The sequence below is a fragment of the Hymenobacter daeguensis genome, assembly GCF_054780555.1.
This window is the reverse complement of record NZ_BAAGWC010000027.1, coordinates 1-18631: the sequence shown is the minus strand read 5'-3', so window position 1 is coordinate 18631 and position 18631 is coordinate 1. Positions and strand designations below refer to the sequence as shown.

Annotated in this window: 21 protein-coding genes; 17 read left to right on the top strand and 4 right to left on the bottom strand. The window is 62.5% G+C overall.

Annotated features, from left to right (window positions below; all coding sequences use genetic code 11):
• Window positions 1-206: 206 nt before the first annotated feature.
• From ACYVHT_RS19710 to ACYVHT_RS19700, 3 genes are all read left to right on the top strand, one after another.
• Entirely contained in the window at window positions 207-2588 is a 2382-nt protein-coding gene (locus tag ACYVHT_RS19710; RefSeq protein WP_460556108.1) for a ribonucleoside-diphosphate reductase large subunit, read from the top strand.
• A 98-nt stretch (window positions 2589-2686) separates the two neighbouring features.
• A complete protein-coding gene (locus ACYVHT_RS19705; RefSeq protein ID WP_460556105.1) occupies window positions 2687-4282 on the top strand; it encodes a reverse transcriptase domain-containing protein in 1596 nt (531 codons plus the stop codon).
• 882 nt (window positions 4283-5164) lie between these two features.
• Window positions 5165-5458, top strand: a complete 294-nt coding sequence (locus ACYVHT_RS19700; protein WP_460556102.1) for a hypothetical protein — start codon at window positions 5165-5167, stop codon at window positions 5456-5458.
• Window positions 5459-5678: 220 nt separating this feature from the next.
• On the opposite strand, the gene ACYVHT_RS19695 is transcribed toward ACYVHT_RS19700, so the two are convergent.
• Window positions 5679-5873, bottom strand: coding sequence for a DUF433 domain-containing protein (locus ACYVHT_RS19695; protein ID WP_460556099.1), 195 nt, complete (start codon window positions 5871-5873; stop codon window positions 5679-5681).
• Between the two features lie 173 nt (window positions 5874-6046).
• On the opposite strand from ACYVHT_RS19695, the gene ACYVHT_RS19690 reads away from it, so the two are divergent.
• The 6 genes from ACYVHT_RS19690 (at window position 6047) to ACYVHT_RS19665 (ending at window position 9596) form a co-directional block, all read left to right on the top strand.
• Window positions 6047-6292 carry a DUF433 domain-containing protein gene (locus ACYVHT_RS19690; RefSeq protein WP_460556096.1) on the top strand — a complete coding sequence of 82 codons (246 nt, stop codon included), beginning with the start codon at window positions 6047-6049 and terminating at the stop codon, window positions 6290-6292.
• A complete protein-coding gene (locus ACYVHT_RS19685; protein ID WP_460556093.1) occupies window positions 6289-6663 on the top strand; it encodes a DUF5615 family PIN-like protein in 375 nt (124 codons plus the stop codon). Before ACYVHT_RS19690 ends, ACYVHT_RS19685 begins: the two co-directional genes overlap by 4 nt.
• 397 nt (window positions 6664-7060) lie before the next feature.
• A complete protein-coding gene (locus ACYVHT_RS19680) occupies window positions 7061-7768 on the top strand; it encodes a hypothetical protein (protein ID WP_460556090.1) in 708 nt (235 codons plus the stop codon).
• Window positions 7769-7864: 96 nt separating this feature from the next.
• Window positions 7865-8230, top strand: a complete 366-nt coding sequence (locus tag ACYVHT_RS19675) for a hypothetical protein (protein ID WP_460556087.1) — start codon at window positions 7865-7867, stop codon at window positions 8228-8230.
• A gap of 84 nt (window positions 8231-8314) precedes the next feature.
• Complete coding sequence (locus ACYVHT_RS19670) at window positions 8315-8848, top strand: hypothetical protein (RefSeq protein ID WP_460556084.1); 534 nt, start codon at window positions 8315-8317, stop codon at window positions 8846-8848.
• Window positions 8849-8855: 7 nt separating this feature from the next.
• Window positions 8856-9596, top strand: coding sequence for a DUF3826 domain-containing protein (locus tag ACYVHT_RS19665; RefSeq protein ID WP_460556081.1), 741 nt, complete (start codon window positions 8856-8858; stop codon window positions 9594-9596).
• A gap of 16 nt (window positions 9597-9612) precedes the next feature.
• Here ACYVHT_RS19665 and ACYVHT_RS19660 read toward each other — a convergent pair whose 3' ends face one another.
• On the bottom strand, window positions 9613-10038 hold the full coding sequence (locus tag ACYVHT_RS19660) for a hypothetical protein (protein ID WP_460556078.1): 426 nt from the start codon (window positions 10036-10038) through the stop codon (window positions 9613-9615).
• A 157-nt stretch (window positions 10039-10195) separates the two neighbouring features.
• A complete protein-coding gene (locus tag ACYVHT_RS19655; RefSeq protein WP_460556075.1) occupies window positions 10196-12253 on the bottom strand; it encodes an ExeM/NucH family extracellular endonuclease in 2058 nt (685 codons plus the stop codon).
• A 149-nt stretch (window positions 12254-12402) separates the two neighbouring features.
• Here ACYVHT_RS19655 and ACYVHT_RS19650 point away from each other — a divergent pair, with 149 nt between their 5' ends.
• The 8 genes from ACYVHT_RS19650 (at window position 12403) to ACYVHT_RS19615 (ending at window position 18141) form a co-directional block, all read left to right on the top strand.
• Window positions 12403-12957 carry a GNAT family N-acetyltransferase gene (locus ACYVHT_RS19650; RefSeq protein WP_460556072.1) on the top strand — a complete coding sequence of 185 codons (555 nt, stop codon included), beginning with the start codon at window positions 12403-12405 and terminating at the stop codon, window positions 12955-12957.
• Window positions 12958-13025: 68 nt separating this feature from the next.
• Window positions 13026-13649 carry a NanQ anomerase/TabA/YiaL family protein gene (locus ACYVHT_RS19645; protein ID WP_460556069.1) on the top strand — a complete coding sequence of 208 codons (624 nt, stop codon included), beginning with the start codon at window positions 13026-13028 and terminating at the stop codon, window positions 13647-13649.
• 65 nt (window positions 13650-13714) lie between these two features.
• Window positions 13715-14950: a TPM domain-containing protein gene (locus tag ACYVHT_RS19640; protein ID WP_460556066.1), complete on the top strand. Its 1236-nt coding sequence runs from the start codon at window positions 13715-13717 to the stop codon at window positions 14948-14950.
• A 178-nt stretch (window positions 14951-15128) separates the two neighbouring features.
• Window positions 15129-15680 carry a GNAT family N-acetyltransferase gene (locus tag ACYVHT_RS19635; RefSeq protein ID WP_460556063.1) on the top strand — a complete coding sequence of 184 codons (552 nt, stop codon included), beginning with the start codon at window positions 15129-15131 and terminating at the stop codon, window positions 15678-15680.
• Window positions 15681-15717: 37 nt separating this feature from the next.
• The gene (locus ACYVHT_RS19630; RefSeq protein WP_460556060.1) at window positions 15718-16485 is read left to right on the top strand and encodes a creatininase family protein; all 768 of its coding nucleotides are present in this window, start codon (window positions 15718-15720) and stop codon (window positions 16483-16485) included.
• Between the two features lie 80 nt (window positions 16486-16565).
• A complete protein-coding gene (locus ACYVHT_RS19625; RefSeq protein ID WP_460556057.1) occupies window positions 16566-17204 on the top strand; it encodes an HAD family hydrolase in 639 nt (212 codons plus the stop codon).
• 47 nt (window positions 17205-17251) lie between these two features.
• Window positions 17252-17602 (top strand): DUF433 domain-containing protein, encoded by a 351-nt coding sequence (locus tag ACYVHT_RS19620; protein WP_460556055.1) that lies wholly within the window; start codon window positions 17252-17254, stop codon window positions 17600-17602.
• Between the two features lie 110 nt (window positions 17603-17712).
• On the top strand, window positions 17713-18141 hold the full coding sequence (locus ACYVHT_RS19615; RefSeq protein ID WP_460556053.1) for a hypothetical protein: 429 nt from the start codon (window positions 17713-17715) through the stop codon (window positions 18139-18141).
• Between the two features lie 97 nt (window positions 18142-18238).
• On the opposite strand, the gene ACYVHT_RS19610 is transcribed toward ACYVHT_RS19615, so the two are convergent.
• On the bottom strand, window positions 18239-18631 hold a 393-nt coding region (locus tag ACYVHT_RS19610; protein ID WP_460556049.1), incomplete at its 5' end, for a T9SS type A sorting domain-containing protein.

Below are 18631 nucleotides of genomic sequence, written 5' to 3'. Positions count from 1 at the left end.
AGGTCCTTTGTGGAAAACTTCTGGAACTTTTGCTTGTCCTTCGAAAACACAACGGGTAATTTCAAGGATTGAATATCCCCGGAGGTCCACACTCCGGCGCTCTCAATTCTACCCTTCTTACTACTGCCTGAACGACTTGCGGCTGGGGCCTGCCTCTGCCGCGGGTTTTTTGTATACAAAAAAATCCACACCAAAACACCACTGGTATGCTCGTAATTAAACGCGACGGACGCCGCGAATCCGTGAAGTTTGACAAAGTCACGGCCCGGATTGAAAAGCTCTGCTACGGCTTGAATCAGGACTACATCTCGCCCATCGAGGTGGCCAAGAAGGTGATTGACGGCATCTACGATGGCGTGAGCACCATTGAGCTCGACAACCTGGCCGCCGAGACGGCCGCCTCGCTCACCACCCGCCACCCCGACTACGCCATTCTGGCGGCCCGCATTGCGGTGAGCAACCTGCACAAGGTGACGTCTAAGTCCTTCAGCAGCACCATGAAGCGGCTATACACTTACGAGGACCCCAAGAATGGCGACAATGCTTCGCTCATCGCCACCGACGTGTGGGAGGTGATTCATAAGAATGCCCACACCTTGGATTCGGCCATTATCTATGACCGGGACTACAACTACGACTTCTTCGGCTTTAAGACGCTGGAACGCTCGTACCTGCTGCGGCTGGAGGGCAAAGTGGTGGAGCGGCCCCAGCACATGCTGATGCGCGTGGCGGTGGGCATCCACAAGGATGACATTGACTCGGTTATCAAGACCTACAATTTGCTGAGCGAGCGGTGGTTTACGCACGCTACGCCCACGCTGTTCAACGCGGGCACGCCGAAGCCGCAGATGTCGAGCTGCTTCCTGCTGACGATGAAGGACGACTCCATCGATGGCATTTACGACACGCTGAAGAACTGCGCGCTGATTTCGCAGAGCGCCGGCGGCATTGGCCTTTCGGTGAGCAACGTGCGGGCCACGGGCTCCTACATCAAGGGCACGAATGGCAACTCGAACGGGCTGGTGCCCATGCTGAAGGTGTTCAACGACACGGCCCGCTACGTGGACCAGGGCGGCGGGAAGCGCAAGGGCGCCTTCGCCATTTACCTGGAGCCCTGGCACGCCGACATTTTCGAGTTCCTGGACCTGAAGAAGAACCACGGCAAGGAGGAAATGCGCGCCCGCGACCTGTTTTACGCCCTCTGGACGCCCGACTTGTTCATGAAGCGCGTGGAGGAAAACGGCGACTGGACGCTGATGTGCCCCCACGAGTGCCCGGGCATGGACACGGCCTGGGGCCCCGAGTTCGAGAAGCTGTACATGAAGTACGAGCGCGAGGGCCGCGGCCGCCGCACCATCAAGGCGCAGGAGCTGTGGTTTGCCATCCTGGAAAGCCAGACGGAGACGGGCACGCCCTACATGCTGTTTAAGGACGCGGCCAACGGCAAATCGAACCAGCAGAACCTGGGCACGATTAAGAGCTCGAACCTCTGCACCGAGATTATTGAGTACACCGACGCCGACGAGATTGCCGTGTGCAACCTGGCTTCGCTGGCGCTGCCCCGCTACCTGGTGACGGACGCCCAGGGCAACACCACCTTCGACCACCAGAAGCTGTACGAGGTGACCTACCAGGCCACCCTGAACCTGAACAAGGTGATTGACGTGAACTACTACCCGGTGCCCGAAACGCAGAAGTCGAACTTCCGCCACCGGCCCATCGGGCTGGGCGTGCAGGGCCTGGCCGATACGTTTATTGCCCTGCGCATGCCCTTCGAGAGCGACGAAGCCTCGGGCCTGAACAAGGACATCTTCGAAACCATCTACTTCGCGGCCATGACGGCCTCGAAGGACCTCGCCATCAAGGACGGGCACTACGAAACCTTCCCCGGCTCGCCCCTGAGCCAGGGCAAGTTCCAGTTCGACCTCTGGGGCGTGACGCCCGACTCGGGCCGCTGGGACTGGGAAAGCCTGCGCGCCGAGGTGGTGAAGCACGGGGCCCGCAACTCGCTGCTGGTGGCGCCCATGCCCACAGCCAGTACCGCCCAGATTCTGGGCAACAACGAGTCGTTTGAGCCCTACACGAGCAACATTTACGTGCGGCGCGTGCTCAGCGGCGAGTTTATGGTGGTGAACAAGCACCTGCTGAAGGACCTGGTGGCCCTGGGCCTGTGGAACGACGCGATGAAGCAGGAAATCATCGCGGCCAACGGCTCGGTGCAGGGCATTGCCCGCATTCCGCAGCACATCAAGGACCTGTACAAGACGGTGTGGGAGATTTCGCAGCGCCGCATCATCGACCAGGCCGCCGACCGCGGGGCCTACATCTGCCAGAGCCAGAGCCTGAACCTGCACGTGCAAAACGTGAACTTCGGCAAGCTCACCAGCATGCACTTCCACGCCTGGAAGCGCGGCCTGAAAACCGGCATGTACTACCTGCGCACCAAAGCCGCCGCCGACGCCATCAAGTTCACGGTGGAAAAGCAAGCCGCCGAAACCCTGGAGCCCCTGGCCCTGGTGGAGCAAAACCAGTCCGACATGGCCTGCTCCCTGGATAACCCGGACGCCTGCGAGGCCTGCGGGTCGTAAGGGAGATAAATTTTAAATAATCTAAAAGGGAAGAATTGTTGCGAAATAATTCTTCCCTTTTTTATGTCCTTTTTTGTTTTGCACTAAACTGATTTGTAATGTTTCTGAACCTGGCATTGGCTTGGAAAAGACTCCGAGCAGAGATTAAAGACAGGGGATTTGTTGTGCCTCCATTTGAGGTTACTCTTATCGAAAATAAGCTGCAGGATTGGCTAGCTACGATTGAATCAAAGCTGGTTCAGAACATTTACAATCCAACTACTCCTGAGATATGTGATGTACCCAAAGGGAAGCATCTTGTACGCCCTGGTACGCTGCTGTCAACGGAAGACTTGTTGGTGTACTATGCAATAATGGGCGAAATGTTTAATGCAATTCATGATAGAGTTGATTGGGCACGGTATAAAGTAGATTGCTCCAACATCATGAATAGTGCAGAAGGGGATTGGATACTGCATTACTATCGAGGCTGGTCAAACTTTCGCACTAAAAGCTTATCCTTAATAAAAGAGTATAAGTATGTAGTCGTAACGGATATCTCTGGTTTCTTTGAAAATATCGACCATGCAGTTTTATTGTCGGATGTTAGAAGTACAGGTGTTAAGGAAGAGCATATAAGATTCTTAAGGACTTGTCTTGATACATGGGCGATGATACCAGGCAAAGGTTTGCCGCAGGGGTGTGTACCATCAGATATCCTAGCGAAGCTCTACTTAGACTCCATCGATAGATTGCTCTATAATGAGGGCTACAAGCATGCTAGATATGTAGACGACATTCGAGTTTTTTGCTCTAGCTATCAGGATGCAAAAAGAGCTGTTGTTTTTCTAGCATCAGCAATGCGTAAGAAAGGACTGATTTTACACTCAGGCAAAACAGAGATACTAGACGCGGAGGAGGCTAAGCATCGGTTTGAACACATAGACAATATAATTGCTGACGTTACCGAGCGGGCTAAGCAAAAAAAGCCGGCCATTGTTAAGCCAGTAGTTCTAATGTCTGACGATTACAATCGTGTGATGGTAGAGGAAGAACTACCTGTAATAGCTAAGCCTAATGTTAAGGCAACCCCTGTTGATATCATCAAAGAGGCTTTTAGCTTACACATTTTAGCAGACCCTACACTATATAACAAGACTATCTACCACTTCTTGCTTAAACGTCTAGGTGAAGCGAAAGATGATTTTGCAGCGGACCACTGCGTGTACATGTTGTCTGAGCACCCGGAAGAAACAGGAAATGTGTTAGCATACCTTGATAGTATAGATTATCCGAGGGCTAATTCTATAGTAGCCTCTTATTTCTGCTCAGAAGAGACGGTCTATTGCTATCAGAATTACCAATTGATATCGTGGTTAAATAATCGAGAGAATTTGATTATGCCTTGGGACGTAATATGTAGGATTAGAGCTATTGCCTTTAATCCTCATTCACCTCGGTATCTGAAATCAGTGGCTAGAAAATTCATTGGTAATCACGGTGACATATCCGATTTTGAAAGACTCGAAGAACTTTGTAAAGCGGCTACTGAATTGGAGCAAGCGGAGCTAATTTGCTGCTTAGTGAAGCACGAAAAGGGACGCAGAAATACAGTATTTAAGCGGTTGGAGAACGTTTCATACCATAATAAATCGGCAATTGCTTACGTCAGTGACACAGAAAACAGGTTAAAAATAAAGGCTAGGAAAAAGTAACCTAAGCTTCCCCAGCCGCTTCCGCCCCGGGAGCGGCTGGTTTGTTTTTGGGGAAGCTTGCGCGGAATGGCGAGAAACTCTAGGCTTCTTCAGCCGCTGGCGCGCTGGGGGCGGCTGGTTTGTTTCTGGGGAAACTCGCGCGGAATGGCGAGAAACTCTAGGCTTCCCCAGCCGCTGCGCGCCGGGGGCGGCTGGGGGATTGTGGGTAGCACAACTGGGTGCAACGGCCATGCAACCCACGGCTGCTTAAACGGTATCATTTCTATATTACTTCCTGCTATTTACCTGTGTCTGGGTGCCACGGGCCGTTTCGCCCGGCTAAAGCTTGTCTCTATGCATCGTCGCTTCCTGTTCGTGATAACTTGTCTCGGCTTTTCGTTGTCCGCCGCTGTGGCCCAACGCCAGCCCGGCCCCGCGTACTTTCTTCGCCACCCGGCCACCGCGCCGCAATTGGGCGCCCTGCGGCCCTTGCCCGCCGTGGTGCCCGCCCCGCCGACGGTGGCACCCTTGCCCGCCGCGGCGGGTGCGCCGGTGCCAACGGTTCCGCGGTACGACTTGGCCAGCTTAATGAACTTTCCGCTTCATGTGCCGCCCCCCAGCGTGCCCGAACCCGTGCGTATGTACGCGCCGTCCGCGGCGCGTGATGAGCCCATGCTGCCAGCAGCCGGGCGCGGCGCGCTGGGCCGGTAGGGGCAAAAGAGTATTCCCTTCGAGTAATCGGCCCGCTCCCATGTATTCGGTAACAGCTTCCGCTGCACGGCTGGGCTTGCCGATTACGGCCGTAAAACCCCTCGGATGATGCGGCCAATAGTTTCACAAGCTGCTTCAGCCGCTGCGCGCCGGGGGCGGCGGGGGTGGGGGCGTGGGGCGTATCTTAGCTGCATGTTTGAAGGCTACGAAATCGACTTTGGCAAGCTCAACCTGAACTGGATGCACAGCGTCCGCATCGAGTTGGAGGAGATTCGCGAGTTGCTGCTGCAAACCGATAAGACTTCGACGTATATTCGAGCAGCCAGCCAATTCGAGCGCGTGGGCTACACGGCCGGCTACCGGAAATTTATTGCCGTACAACTCACGTTAGTAGACCACAAAGTCGTCATCGACGACGTAAACCTACCCGACTATGGAGCCATTCGAAATGCCATCATCCAACAGTTCCTCGAAGAAACCAACTAACCTGTCGATGAACGGGAAAACGCCCGAGGAATGGGAGGCAGGCCGTATCAGTGGTCCCCTTTCCGATAAAGAGCTGTTTGCCTACCTGAAAAAAATCGGCAAGTTGCCACCTAACGCGGAGCTTAGAAAAGCATCTTAACCCGTCAAATCTTGATTCAACAACACCCGCCACGCCTCTGCTTCTTCGGACGCACGCGCACCAGGGCGGGTTTTTTGTTGCCTACGCGGCGTAGTGCAGCGCCGCTTGCAGGTCGGCGGCTTCGAGGTCGGGCATCTCGGCCAGAATCTGCTCGGCCGTGAGGCCGGCGGCGAAGAGTTGAAGCACGTCGGTCACGCGGATGCGCATGCCGCGAATGCAGGGCCGGCCGCCGCACTGGCGCGGGTTGGTAGTGATGCGCTGCTGCAAAGATTCCATGTGGTGAAGATACCGGAGTTTCGCTCAGCCGCTGCGCGCCGGGGGCGGCTGGGTTGTTTTTGGGGAAGCTCACGCGGCATTGCGAGAAACGCTAAGCATCGTTCAGCCGCTGGCGCGCTGGGGGCGGCTGGGGTGGGGCGTGGGGGCGGTGGGGCCGGGCGTATCTTAGCTGCATGGAAACGCCTCGCTCCACCGCCCACCCGCGCATTACCATCGACCCGACCATCTGCCACGGGCAGCCCACGGTGCGCGGCCTGCGCTACCCCGTGCAACACGTGCTCGAATACCTGGCCTCCGGCATGACGGAAGCCGAAATCCTGGCCGACTACCCCGATTTGGAAGCCGAGGACCTGCGCGCCTGCCAGGCCTACGCGGCCGATATGCTGCAAGTGCGGTCCATCTTCCGGCTGGCGTCTTGAGCCCCGCCGAGTCGCTGCGGTTTCTGGTCGATGCGCAGCTGCCGAAGCGGTTGGCCGATTTTCTGGCCTTTCATACCGGCTGCGATTGCCTGCATACCCTCGACCTGCCGGCGGCCAACCAGACACAGGACGGCAGCATCACCCGGCTCTCGATGGCGGAGCAGCGCATCGTCATCACCAAAGACGCCGACTTTGTAAACAGCTTCCTGCTCCACGGCCAGCCCTACAAGCTGCTGCTCGTATCGACGGGCAACATCAGTACGAACGATTTATTGGCGCTTTTCCGGGAGTTCCTGCCGCAGCTTATGAAGCTGTTCGGGCATCACTCGTACCTGGAACTGTCGCGCACGCTGCTGGTAACGCATCGTTAGGCAGAAACACTAAGTATCGTTCAGCCGCCCCCGCCCCGGGAGCGGCTGGTTTGGTTTTGGGGCAGCTTGCGCGGAATGGCGGGAAACGCTAAGCTTCGCCCAGCCGCGGCGGTGCCGGGGGCGGTTGGGGGGCGCTAAAGGCCGTGGGGCCGCCCCGCACGGCAGTCGGGCGCCCGACCGTGCTCCGGGACCGCCCCACAAGGCAGTCGGGCACCCGACTGGGCTACGGGGCCGCCCCGCACGGCAGTCGGGCGCCCGACTGGCCTACGGGGCGGCCCCGGAGTACGGTTGGGCAGTCGTTCGGCTCGCGGGGCGGGCGGCGGGTTGGATATGAATCGGGATAGCAATATATTGGCGGTAGAATCCTTTTCATCTTCAACCCTTTTACCCCATTTTCATGTCGCCTACCACACCCAACGCTTCGGCTGCTACTCCCGCTACCCCAGCCAAGCCCAACAAGAAAGAACGGCTGCCCACCAGCCAGCTGGCCCTGGCCACGCTGGGCACCGCCGCCGCCCAAGCCTGGCTCGCCTCCGAGCTGCCCGCCCTGCTTTTCGTGAGCAAAGCTGCCTTTAGCAGCCAGGCCGCTGCCTACGCCGCCAGCCTGAGCACCGCCGACGGGGCCGGCGACGGCCGCAGCCCGCAGGCCAACCGCCTGAAAACGCTCGACAAGCTCATTGCCAAAAACCTGGGCTTCGTGAAAGGCTACCTGGCCGAAGACCACGACGAGGACGGCGGCGAAGCCTACTACGCCGAGTTCGGCATCGTGCGCGAGGGCAAGAACTTCCGCCTGCCCGCTGCCCGCACCGCCCGCGCCCTGGCCCTGGGCAAGCTGGTGGCCGCCCTCGCGGCGCACAAGTACGACAAGAAGAAATTCGGCCTCGCCTTCTGGCAGCCCATCGCCACCGAATACGCCCAGCTGGCCAAAGAAAGCGGCGAAGCGCGCGGCGCCGCCTCGGCCGCCGTGGGCCAGAAAAATGCCCTCGAAGCGCCCCTGCGCGTGGTGCTGGGTGCCCTGGTGCTCAGCATCAGGGCCAACTACCCCGACGAGGACACCCAGCGCGGCGTGCTGCGGGCCTTCGGCTTCCAGAAAGAAGTGTACTAGGTGCCGGGCCAGGCATCGCATTGGCCAGCCGCCCCCGGCATTGGGGGCGGCTGGTTTGCGTTTGGGGCCGTGGGGGCGGGCGCTATATTTGACGATATGAAAAAAACCATGATGCTGGCGGTGCTCTGTGGGGCGGCGCGCATGGGCTTTGCCCAGGAAGCCAGAACCGAGACGCCGGCCCCGCCCCGCGTCGAAATCCGCAGCGAGAAGGATTGGGAAAAGGTCACCATTACCAGCGTTGAGGAAGAAGCCAGGGGGCTGGTATCGAAAGGGCACGTAGATGCCACGGCCATGCAGATAGGCCCCATGAGCCTGGAAAGCCTGGACGCGCAGGCCACTAAAAAGCTGAAGCGCAAAGCGGCCAGGCTGGGCGCACACCTCATCCTCATCACAGGGAAAATGCAGGGCCTCATCCAGCCCGGCGTGTACGTGAGGCACGGCGAGGCCTACGGCTACCAATAGCCCGGCCCGCCGTGCCTGGCTGCCCGGGGGCGGATGTATCTTGCTGGCTCATCGGCCGCCGCCAATTGCCAGCTTCCTTTCCGCATGGAGCCTTTCGCCCCCCCCGTCACCAGCCCGGCGCAAGCCGAAGTCTGGGAAGCGTATCCCCTCATCAGCCCCAACAAGTTTTTGGTGCTCTGCCTCCTCAGCCTGGGCCTGTACGGCCTGTGGTGGCAATACAAAACGTGGCGCTTTTTCAGGCAATGGCAGCATACCGACACCTGGCCGGTGATGCGGGCCATTTTCAGCTTGTTCACGTTCCACGAGCTGCTCACGACCATCAACCGGTTTTCGCGGTCCACCAACGGCTACACCCCCATTGCCAACACCGGGAACCTGGCCGCCGGCTACGTCATCCTGAACCTGCTGGCCCGGCTGCCGGAGCCCTTCTGGCTGGTGGCGCTGGGGGCCTCGGCGTGTGTGGTGCCCGCGTTCCGGGCGTTTCGGGAGGCCATGCTGCAAGCCCCTGCCTACGGCGGCCGCGAGCAGGAAAACTACAGCGCCCGCCAGCTCATTGCCCTGTCGGCGGGCCTGGTGTGGTGGAGCCTGGTGGTGGTGGGAATGATGCAGCCCGATTAGCCGCGCCATGAGCAAGTACCTGAAAGCCGCCCTGCTGGCGCTGGCCCTGGGCTGCCGGGCCGTCCCGGCCGCGCATTGCCAGGCCCCGCCCGGCCCCCCTGCCGCCGCCCCGGCCCTGAGCGCGGAGGCGCCGGCCAAAGCCGACCAGGAAGCCGATAAGAAAGCCGCCGGGTGGGTGGCCTCGCTCCGGCTGAGCGACCCCCAAAAGGCCGCCGCCGTGCAGCAGGTCATTGCCACGCACCTGAAAGCCATTGGCGCCTACCACCGCGCGCACCCATACACCGAAACGCCGGCCGGCCTCAACCCCGCCACCGGCAAACCGCTGAGCACGATGGACCGGCAGCTCATTGCCGTGTCGGCCATGCCCGGGGCCATTCACGAAAGCCTGATGAGCGGCCTGCGCCGGCAGCTCACGCCCGGGCAGGTAGAGGCCGTGCTCGACCAGTACACCATCGGCAAGGTGGCGTTCACGCTCAACGGCTACAAGTCCATCGTGCCCGACCTGACCCCGACGGAAGAAGCCGTGATATTGGCCAACCTGAAGCAGGCCCGCGAGCAGGCCGTCGATTTCGGGAGCATGAAGGAGATATCGGCCATTTTTGAAATCTACAAAACCAAAAACGAGGACTACCTGAACACCCACGGCCGCAGCTGGCGCGCGCTGTTCAAAGCCTACGTCGAGGCCGTGAACGCCAAAAAAGCCGCCGACAAGGCCGCCGCCCCGGCCCCGCCCGCAGGCGTGAAATAGGGCTGGCGGGCCCGCCCTACGGGGCGGCCGGCTGCTGCGCCAGCCAGCGCACGGCATCGGCGTCGTTGTCGAAGGAGCGGTACACCAGCGGCAGGCCCTGCACGTGGGTGGTGACGTAGGCCGTGGCCAGCCGCACCAGCACATCGGGCGATACCACCACCGCCCCGTGCCGGTAGCCGCCCGTGTGCACGGCCTGCGGCAGCCACTCGTGGGCCACCCAGTGCTGCTCGGCCTGGGTGAAGGGGGCCATGCCCACCTGGTTAATCAGAATCCGGCTCCAGCGGTGGCGCTCCAGCTGGCGTTGCATGTGGCCGAACAGGTCGCGGGTGTCGGCCAGCGAGCGGGCCTGCGCGCTCCAGTTGGTGCGCAGAAACCCGGCTGAGTCGGCCAGCAGCTGGCCGGCATTATTCTTAAACAACAAAAGCGGGGCTGCGAGACTCATGAAGCGGGAAAAGGGCCAGTGGCGGAGGGAGAACCCAGGCGCTGTCCCAGGGTTTTGGAGAAGGGGAAATTCATGGGTTCCCGTTCTCCTGCCGTCATCCGGCGCAAAGGGCCGGATGACAGGGGCGGGGGGCTTCGCCGGGGCAGTCCCGGCGCCCCTATTCCTTCATCACCCGCTGGGTTTTCTGGAAGCCGGTGCCGCTCATCTTCAGCACGTAGATGCCCGGCGCGAGGTGGGCCGTGTAGTTGTTGAGCTGGCTTTCGAGCATGGCGGGCGTGCCGCGCAGCGAGAGCATGGGCGTGCCCTGCGGCAGCGAGAAATCGAGGGTGACAGCCCCCGCGCTGGCCGGCACGCCGCTCAGGCTGAAAGCCAGCGGCCCGGCCGCCGGGCCGGGGTACACAAACAGGCGGTTTTTGGGCTTGTAATAGGCGTTGCGCACGCCCGCGAAGTTCACCCCGATGAGCACCGGGTCGTGGTCGGAGCAGCGGAAGGGCGTGCTGATGTCGGTGGCTTCGCCGGCCTGGTCGTACTCCAGCACGTTGGGCTCGGCCGAGTTGATGTGCCACTTCTGCACGTCCACGAAGCCCACCAGGTTGGGCGTCACCACGGCGTGGTCGAGCGAGCCGGTGAGGCCCTTGTACACGTAGGAGGCGCTGGTGGGCGGCGTGGCCGGCACCAGGCCGGCCGCCCGCAGAATGTCGATGGGGTCTTCCTCGTAGTTGGCGTTGTAGTCGCCGGCGCTCACCACCCGCGTGGCCCCGGCCGGCATCACCGTCTTGTTGATGAACTCGACCAGCGCCAGCGCCTGGGCCTTGCGGCGGGCATTGGAGCCGCCCTGGCCGTCGTTCTGGTCGGCATCGGCCCCGGTGCCGCTGCTTTTGCTCTTGAAGTGGTTCACCACGAAGCCCAGCGTATCGGCCCGCTCCTTGCGCCGGGTGACGAATACCTGCGCCAGCGGCGGCCGCTCGAACACGCCCGGCGTGCCGGCCACCAGCGCCGGCCCCAGCGACTGCACCACCGCCGGCTTGTAGAGAATGGCGCAGTGAATCAGGTCCGTGTTGTTGGGCTGCTTCTCGCCGTCGCCGTCGTTCACGAAAATGTAGGTGCCCGCGCCCATGGCCTTGTTCAGCCCGTCCACCAGGTCCTGAATGGCCGAAGTCGAGCCGTTGCCGTCGTTCTCAATCTCGGTGAGGCCCACAATGTCGGCGTCCATCTGCTGGAGGGCCAGAATAATCTTGGTGCGCTGGCGCTGGAAGTCGGCCGGCGTTTTGGCCCCGCGCGGCGTGGGGAAGCCGCCGCCCGTCCCGTCGCCATTGAAGTAGTTGAGCACGTTGAAGCTGGCCAGCTTCAAATCGAGCGGCCCGAAGCTGGGCGGGGCCAGCGGCCGCGCCACCGTGATGACCGGGGCCTCGGCCCCGGCCAGCGGCTGCAGGCGCCAGCGCCCGTAGCCAAACCCCAGAATGCCGCCCGAGCTGGCCAGCGTGCTGCCCACCCGCACGGTATGGAAGCGGGCATCGAGGTAGGGCGTGGGCGTGGGGTTGGCGGCCGAGCTGCCGTCGTCGAGCACCAGGCTGCGGTTGTCGTTGGCGGCCTGAAAGGCGTTGATGGCGGGCACGTTGGCCACGCCGCTGCTGTGCGTGCCGGTGGCCGGCACGTCGTTGGGGTCGATGAACTGCGTGGGCTGGTAGGTGAGGCCCTCCACCGACACAATCAGCTCGCCGCGCTGCTTCAGGCTGAAATTGTCGGTGACGGTGAGCGGGGCCGTGAAATTCACCCGCATGCCCTCGTAGCGCTCGGCCGTGGCCGCCGAAAACTCGCTGTTGATGATGGTGGTGAAGGCCGGCGCCGCATTGCCCGACGACACCACCGTGATGCTCGGCTCCGTCAGCACCGCCTGGTTGAACGACGGCGCGCCCGCGTCTTCCTTCACCACGCCGCTGATGCGCACCTTGTCGCCCACCTTCACCGTCGGGTTGTCCTGCACCACAAACAGCGCGTCGGACGTTTCGGGGTTGCCGTCGGCCGTGGCTTTGTCGTCCTGCACGTAGAAGCCGGCCGGCTTCAGGCCCGCGTACACGCCCGTCACCACCGCCTCAATGGTGTAGGTGCCCGCCCTGGCCGCTTTGCCCGTGCCCTGAATGGCCCCAATGGGCGTGGCCCCAACGGAATAAGCCGTCAGGAGAGTAGCAGCGGGAAGGAGGAGCTTTTGGTACATGAGCAAGGTAAAAATGAACGGAAGCGGGGCGACAAAGATATCGGGCTGCCCGAAAATGCGCGGTGCCGGTTGTCATCAAAAGCAAGGTACATGCTTCTAAAATTGCGCGTGCCAACGTCTGCCCGGCGGCGCTGCCGTATAATGGCGCTATGATTCCGCTTATCACCCAAACCGCCCGCCTCACCATTCTGTCGGCCAGCCGGGCCCTGCTCACCGCCGAGCTGCACAAACCCCATTATTTTCCGGTATTGCTGGGAGCCGCCCTGCCGGCCACCTGGCCGCCCAGCACCTACGAGCGCGCCATTCAGGAAAACGCGCTGGCGCAGCTCTCGGCCGGTGGGCGCGACGCCGCCGGCTGGTACGGCTGGTACGCCCTGCGCAAAGCCGACGATGCCGCCCCGCGCACCCTCGTGGGCATGGGCGGCTTCCTGGGCCCGCCCGATGCCACGGGAACGGCCGAAATCGACTTCGCCATTGCGCCCGACTGGCGCGGCCAGGGCCTCGGCACCGAGCTGGTGGGCGGCCTGGTGCAGCAGGCCGAGGCCACGGGCCTGGTGCACCAGCTGGTGGCGCACGTGCCGCTCGATGAGCCGGCCGCGCAGCAGGTGCTGCTGCGCAACGGCTTCGCGCCGGCCGAAGCGCTTGGGACGGCAGACCGCCTGCGTTTCGCGCGTGCCGTGGTGCCGGCCCCTCAGGCGGCGTAGCTGGCACGGAAGCTGCCAATGCACGGTATCTTCACCGCGTTCAACGACGCTTTCTCCTTTTCCAACCAATGAAAAATTCCCTGCTGAAAACCGGCCTGCTGGTGCTGGGCGTGGCCGCGCTCGGCTTTTCGGCCCGCGCCCAAGCCGTGCCCACGCCCGAAACCTGGACCAAGAAAAAAGCTGAAAAGTGGTTTAAGAGCCGCGTGTGGGCCAATGGCCTGAAGCTGAACGTGCAGGAATCCATCGACAAGGTGGAGTTTGCCCGGCAGTACAATGCCAACAAGGCCGTGTGGGACAAGGCCTTTGCCTACTTCCGCGACACCAACCTCGACCAGCTCACGCCCGGCAAGTACCCCGTGGACGGCGACAACGTGACGGCGTCGGTGACCGATAACCCCACCAAGGACTACGACAAAACCAACTGGGAGTCGCACCGCAAGTTCATCGACATGCAGTACGTGGTGCAGGGCGCCGAGAAAATCGGGGTGGTACCGCTTGACAAAGCCACCGTGACCAAGCCCTACGACGAAGCCCGTGACAACGCCAACTACAGCGCCGAGGGCAAGCTCTACGAAGCCAAGCCGGGCACCATCTACATCTTTTTCCCGAACGACGTGCACCGGCCCAACATCAAAGCCGACGGCTTCGATAAGGACAAGAAGCTGGTGCTGAAGGTGCGGGTGGCCTCGTAGGCAGCTAATTGGCCGCCGATGCCGTAGAAGGCGCACAAAAGCCCTTTCACTTCATCCGCAGAGCTATGCACCGTTTCCTGTTTCTCGCGTTTTTATTTCTCTCGGCCGGGCTGGCGCGGCCTGCGCTGGCCCAGACCGACGGCCTGCCGCCCCGGCCCAACCCCTTTAAGTTCGTGAACGACGAGGCCGGGCTGATGCAGCCGGCCGACGCCAAAAAGCTGGACAACGGCCTGCGCCGCTACGCCGACAACACCGGCACTCAGGTGGTCGTCGTGACCGTGCCCAGCCTGGGCGGCCGCACCGTGGCCGACTACGGCCGGGCCCTGGGCAATGCCTGGGGCGTGGGCCAGCGCGACAAAAACAACGGCATCGTGGTGCTGGTAAGCCAGCGGGAGCGGCAGGTGACCATCCAGCCCGGCAGTGGGTTGGAGAGCGTCATCACGCCGGCCGTAACGAGCCGCGTCATCAATGAAATGACCCCCGGTTTCAAGCAGGGCAACTACTTTGCGGGCCTCCGCGCCGGCCTCAACACGCTGATGGTGACGGCTAACCCGAGCTCCAACCCGGCCAAAAACCAGCCGGCCACGGCCGCCGCTGGGGCTGCCCCAGCGGCGGCCAGCTCCTCCGAAACGCCCAACTCCAACCTCTCGTCAGAAACGCAGTACCCCACCAACGACCCCGTCGCTACGCCCCCTGCCGAGCCCGCGCCGTCGGGCCCCGGCATGGGCACGCTGCTCATTGGCGCACTGGTGATTGGCGGAATTTTGTGGTTCGTCGTCCGCCTGTTCCGCAACCGCAGCGCGGCGGGTAGTGCTCAGAGCGGTACGCCCAACTTCTTGCCCAACCGGCCCAACGGCCCGGCTGGCGGCTACGGGCAGGCCCCTGGCAGCTACGGTCCCGGCTACGGCCAGGCGCCGCAGAGCAGCGGCCCCGGCATTGGCGGAATGCTGGCCACGGGCGCGGCGGCGGCGGCCGGTGCCTACCTCGGCAACCGCATGGCCTCGGGCCACGATACCTCGGGCAATAATCTGTCGAACTACGACAACAACAACAACAACAATTTCAACACCGGTGCGGCCGGGGCGGCCGGCACGGGCGCAGCCAGCGACTATTTCTCGTCCCGCGACGGCGGCACGGCTGATAATGCCTCGCCCGACTACTTCTCCGACGACAACACGGCAGCGGATAACTCGTCCGACTACTTCTCCTCGAACGACAACTCTTCCTACGACGACACGTCGTCTGACGACACCGGCGGCGGCGGCTTCGACAGCGGCAACGACAACAGCGGCTCCTGGTAGGGCGGCCGCCGGCCGGAAAACGCTTCCCGCAAACGGGCCCCGATGCTGAGCGCGTCGGGGCCCGTTTGCGTTTCGGGCGGCGGTAAATAATGTAAGTTGCGGCCCGAAACCAGCGGCAGCGGCAGGCCCGGATGGCTTGGGCTGCTGCGCCGGTTTGCCCTACTTCCAACTTCTTCTAATGTCCGCCACCCCTTCTCCCCAGCTTGCGCCCGTGCTGGAAACCAGCCGCCTGCGGCTGCGCAGCTTTCGCGCCGAGGACTTCGATGCCTGGTTTGCCATGAGCCGGCTCGTGGATTACCACCGCTACTTCACCCCCGAGCCCATGCCGGCCGAGGAGGTATGGAAGCTGCTGCTGCGCAGCGCCGGCCATTGGGTGGTGATGGGCTACGGCTTCTGGGCGGTGGAGGAAAAAGCCAGCGGCCGCTTCGTGGGCGGCATCGGCTTCCTGAACCTGAAGCGCGCCATTGACCCGCCGCTGGGCGAGGCGCCCGAAATCGGCTGGGTGCTCGACCCCACCATCCACGGCCTGGGCTACGCCACCGAAGGCGTGACGGCGGCGCTGGAATGGGGCATGCAGCACTTCGGCCCGGTACGCACGGTGTGCATCATTCATCCCGAAAACGAGCCTTCGCTGCGCGTAGCCGCCAAATTCGGCTACCGCGAGTACGCCCGCTCCACCTACCACGGCGCGCCTATTGTGCTGCTGGAGCGGCCGGGGCCGGGGCTGTAGCAACGCATTTTCCACCACAACCAACCCCTTGTTTACCATGGCCCCGCGTCCTTACATCCTTGCCGAAACTACCTGGAAAACCGTGCAGGAAGCCAACTACGAAGTGGTGGTGCTGCCCTGGGGTGCCACCGAGGCCCACAACTACCACTTGCCCTACGCCACCGACAACATTCAGTCGGACTACGTGGCGGCCGAGGCGGCCCGCAAAGCCTGGGCGCAGGGCGCGAAGGTGGTGGTGCTGCCCTGCATCCCGTTTGGGGTGAACACCGGCCAGCTCGACATCACGCTGGACATGAACCTGAACCCCAGCACGCAGCTGGCCATTCTGGGCGACATTGTGCACGTGCTGGCCCGCCAGGGCATTCCGAAGCTGGTGATTCTGAACGGCCACGGCGGCAACGACTTCCGCCAGATGCTGCGCGAGCTGCAGGCCGATTTTCCGAACGTGTTTCTGAGCACGCTCAACTGGTTTAAGGCCGCCGACCGCAACCAGTATTTCGACGCGCCCGGCGACCACGCCGACGAGCTGGAAACCAGCACCATGCTGCACATTGCCCCCGGCCTGGTGAGCCCGCTCTCGGAAGCCGGCGACGGCGCCGCCCGGCAGTTTCGCATTGCGGCCCTGCGCCAGGGCTGGGCCTGGGCCCAGCGCGAGTGGAGCCAGGTGTCGGCCGATACCGGCGTGGGCAACCCCGCCGCCGCCACGGCCGAAAAAGGGGCCGCTTTCCTCGAAGCCGTGACCACGAACATTGCGCAATTCCTGGTGGAGCTGGCCGCCGCCGACCCGCAGGATTTGTACGAATAAGAACCCGAAGGCCCTTCAACAGGTTGATTCAGGGCCGGCGGGTTGTTTCGCCGGCCATTTTCCGACCGCCATCATTGCCTATGCCCGCTCAATTCGACAGCGTTATTTTCGACCTCGACGGCACCCTTTGGGATGCCACTGCTGCCATTACCGAGGCGTTTCAGAATGCCAAAAACAGCGTCGACTACATCGACCATGACGTGACCCTGGCCCAGGTGCAGGCCGTGACCGGCCAGCCCTACACCGTGGTGTACGAGCGACTGTTTCCAAGCCTGCCCGCCGAGAAATTTGATGAATACCGCGCCCTCTGCGCCCGCCACGAGCTGGCCGCCGCCGTGGAGCACGGCGGCGCGCCGTACCCCGGCCTCGAAACCGCGCTGCGCTACCTGCTGAACCAGGGCTACCGCCTGTTCATCGTCAGCAACTGCCAGCGGGGCTACGTGGAGGCATTTTTTGAGCACACCGGCCTGGGGCATTACTTCGAAGGCCACCAGTGCTTCGGTACCAAGCTGCTGCCGAAGTCTGAAAATATTCGCGAGATAGTAGCCGAATTCGGTCTGCAAGCCCCCGTGTACGTGGGCGATACCCTGGGCGACCTCACCGCCAGCCAGGCGGCGGGCGTGCCCTTCATCTTTGCCACCTACGGCTTTGGCCAGCTCAGCGAGGCCGAAGCGCCGGTTCGCATCGACCAGCCCGGCGACCTGGAGCGGCTGCTGTAGCGGCCGGGGCAGTTGCGCGCGTGGCGGCGGGTTCGTAATTTGGAAACATGAATTTCCCGGCCATTCCCCGCATCACCATTCATCCCGCCATTTGCGAAGGGCAGCCCACGGTGCGCGGCCTGCGCTACCCCGTGTGGCAAGTGCTTGAATGGCTGGCTGAGGGCCAGACGGCGGACGAGATTCTGGCGCAGCACCCGGCGCTGGAGCCCGCCGATTTGCGGGCCTGCCTGGCGTTTGCAGCCGGCCGCCTCAAGCCCCTGACGCAGGCCATTGCGCCCCCGGCCCAGCCCGAAAACTCGGAGCAGTGGCTGCTGGGCCGCCAAACCCAGTGGCTGGCCGAGCAGGAGTTTCTGAAGCAGCTGTGGGAGCGGAACCCGGCCGGAGCGTCGGCTTCGTAGCCCCGAAGCGCCTACCCGGCAAGCTCACGCAGGAGCCCTGGCATTGCCGACAGCTGCGTAGCTTTGGCGGGCTCACCAGGGCTGATGGACAGCCGTCGTTTGTTGCGCTCATGTATCAGGAACTCGCCTCCAGCTCTTTTTTGCAGGTCACCTACCGGCCCGATTCGTGCCTGCTCATTGGGCGCTGGCTGGCGTCCATCACCGAGGAGCAACTGCGCGAGGGCTACGAAACCATGCGGATTGCGGCGCTGGAGCACGACTGCACGCACTGGCTGATGGATGCCCGCCGCCGCATCGACCGCAGTCGCAACGGCCCCGAATGGGTGGTCACCACCTTCCTGCCGAAAGTGCAGCGGGAGTTCGGCCGCCGCCTGTGCGTGGCCTTTCTGGTCCTGCCCAACCACCTGCAGGAGCTGGAAGCCGAGGGCGAACAGCCGGTGCGTTCGCCCGACCCTGCCGCCCTTTTCCAGTACGCCCGCTTCATCGACGAAGGGGCCGCCAATGCCTGGCTCGACCATTACCGGCTGGGCGGGCAATAAGCCCAGCCCGCAACATTATCGATGCCCCAAAAAAAGAGCCCCGGCCAAATTGGCCGGGGCTCTTTTTTTGCAGGTTCAGGCGTTCAGCCGGAGGGGCTTACTTCTGGATGGATACGCGCACGACTTTCACGTCCTTGCCGCTCTGCAGGCGCACCACGTACAGGCCGGAGGCAACCTCCGACACGTTCACAGGCACGATGCGCTGCTCGCCGGCCTGCATCGGGCCGCTGAACAGGGCGCTGATGCGCCGGCCGTTCAGGTCGAACAGGTCCACCTGAGTCTGGCCTTCTACAGCTGCGACTACCCGCACACTGAACTGACCATTGCTGGGGTTTGGCGCGGCTTCGAGGGCTGCCTGGCCGGCTTTGGCCGAGGTCGAAGCGCTGCCACGGGCAGCGTTACCGCTAACGTTAACGGTAACGGTTCCGGTGGCGAAGAGCGTGGGGGTGCAGGCCTCGAGGCCGCCGTACTCGACGAAGTAGCCCGAGGT

Bases quoted from the DNA above. Each gene is read 5' to 3' on its own strand.
- ACYVHT_RS19710 (WP_460556108.1), top strand. From the start codon at position 207: ATGCTCGTAATTAAACGCGACGGACGCCGCGAATCCGTGAAGTTTGAC.
- ACYVHT_RS19705 (WP_460556105.1), top strand. From the start codon at position 2,687: ATGTTTCTGAACCTGGCATTGGCTTGGAAAAGACTCCGAGCAGAGATT.
- ACYVHT_RS19700 (WP_460556102.1), top strand. From the start codon at position 5,165: ATGTTTGAAGGCTACGAAATCGACTTTGGCAAGCTCAACCTGAACTGG.
- ACYVHT_RS19695 (WP_460556099.1), bottom strand. From the start codon at position 5,873: ATGGAATCTTTGCAGCAGCGCATCACTACCAACCCGCGCCAGTGCGGC.
- ACYVHT_RS19690 (WP_460556096.1), top strand. From the start codon at position 6,047: ATGGAAACGCCTCGCTCCACCGCCCACCCGCGCATTACCATCGACCCG.
- ACYVHT_RS19680 (WP_460556090.1), top strand. From the start codon at position 7,061: ATGTCGCCTACCACACCCAACGCTTCGGCTGCTACTCCCGCTACCCCA.
- ACYVHT_RS19675 (WP_460556087.1), top strand. From the start codon at position 7,865: ATGAAAAAAACCATGATGCTGGCGGTGCTCTGTGGGGCGGCGCGCATG.
- ACYVHT_RS19670 (WP_460556084.1), top strand. From the start codon at position 8,315: ATGGAGCCTTTCGCCCCCCCCGTCACCAGCCCGGCGCAAGCCGAAGTC.
- ACYVHT_RS19665 (WP_460556081.1), top strand. From the start codon at position 8,856: ATGAGCAAGTACCTGAAAGCCGCCCTGCTGGCGCTGGCCCTGGGCTGC.
- ACYVHT_RS19660 (WP_460556078.1), bottom strand. From the start codon at position 10,038: ATGAGTCTCGCAGCCCCGCTTTTGTTGTTTAAGAATAATGCCGGCCAG.
- ACYVHT_RS19655 (WP_460556075.1), bottom strand. From the start codon at position 12,253: ATGTACCAAAAGCTCCTCCTTCCCGCTGCTACTCTCCTGACGGCTTAT.
- ACYVHT_RS19650 (WP_460556072.1), top strand. From the start codon at position 12,403: ATGATTCCGCTTATCACCCAAACCGCCCGCCTCACCATTCTGTCGGCC.
- ACYVHT_RS19645 (WP_460556069.1), top strand. From the start codon at position 13,026: ATGAAAAATTCCCTGCTGAAAACCGGCCTGCTGGTGCTGGGCGTGGCC.
- ACYVHT_RS19640 (WP_460556066.1), top strand. From the start codon at position 13,715: ATGCACCGTTTCCTGTTTCTCGCGTTTTTATTTCTCTCGGCCGGGCTG.
- ACYVHT_RS19635 (WP_460556063.1), top strand. From the start codon at position 15,129: ATGTCCGCCACCCCTTCTCCCCAGCTTGCGCCCGTGCTGGAAACCAGC.
- ACYVHT_RS19630 (WP_460556060.1), top strand. From the start codon at position 15,718: ATGGCCCCGCGTCCTTACATCCTTGCCGAAACTACCTGGAAAACCGTG.
- ACYVHT_RS19625 (WP_460556057.1), top strand. From the start codon at position 16,566: ATGCCCGCTCAATTCGACAGCGTTATTTTCGACCTCGACGGCACCCTT.
- ACYVHT_RS19620 (WP_460556055.1), top strand. From the start codon at position 17,252: ATGAATTTCCCGGCCATTCCCCGCATCACCATTCATCCCGCCATTTGC.
- ACYVHT_RS19615 (WP_460556053.1), top strand. From the start codon at position 17,713: ATGTATCAGGAACTCGCCTCCAGCTCTTTTTTGCAGGTCACCTACCGG.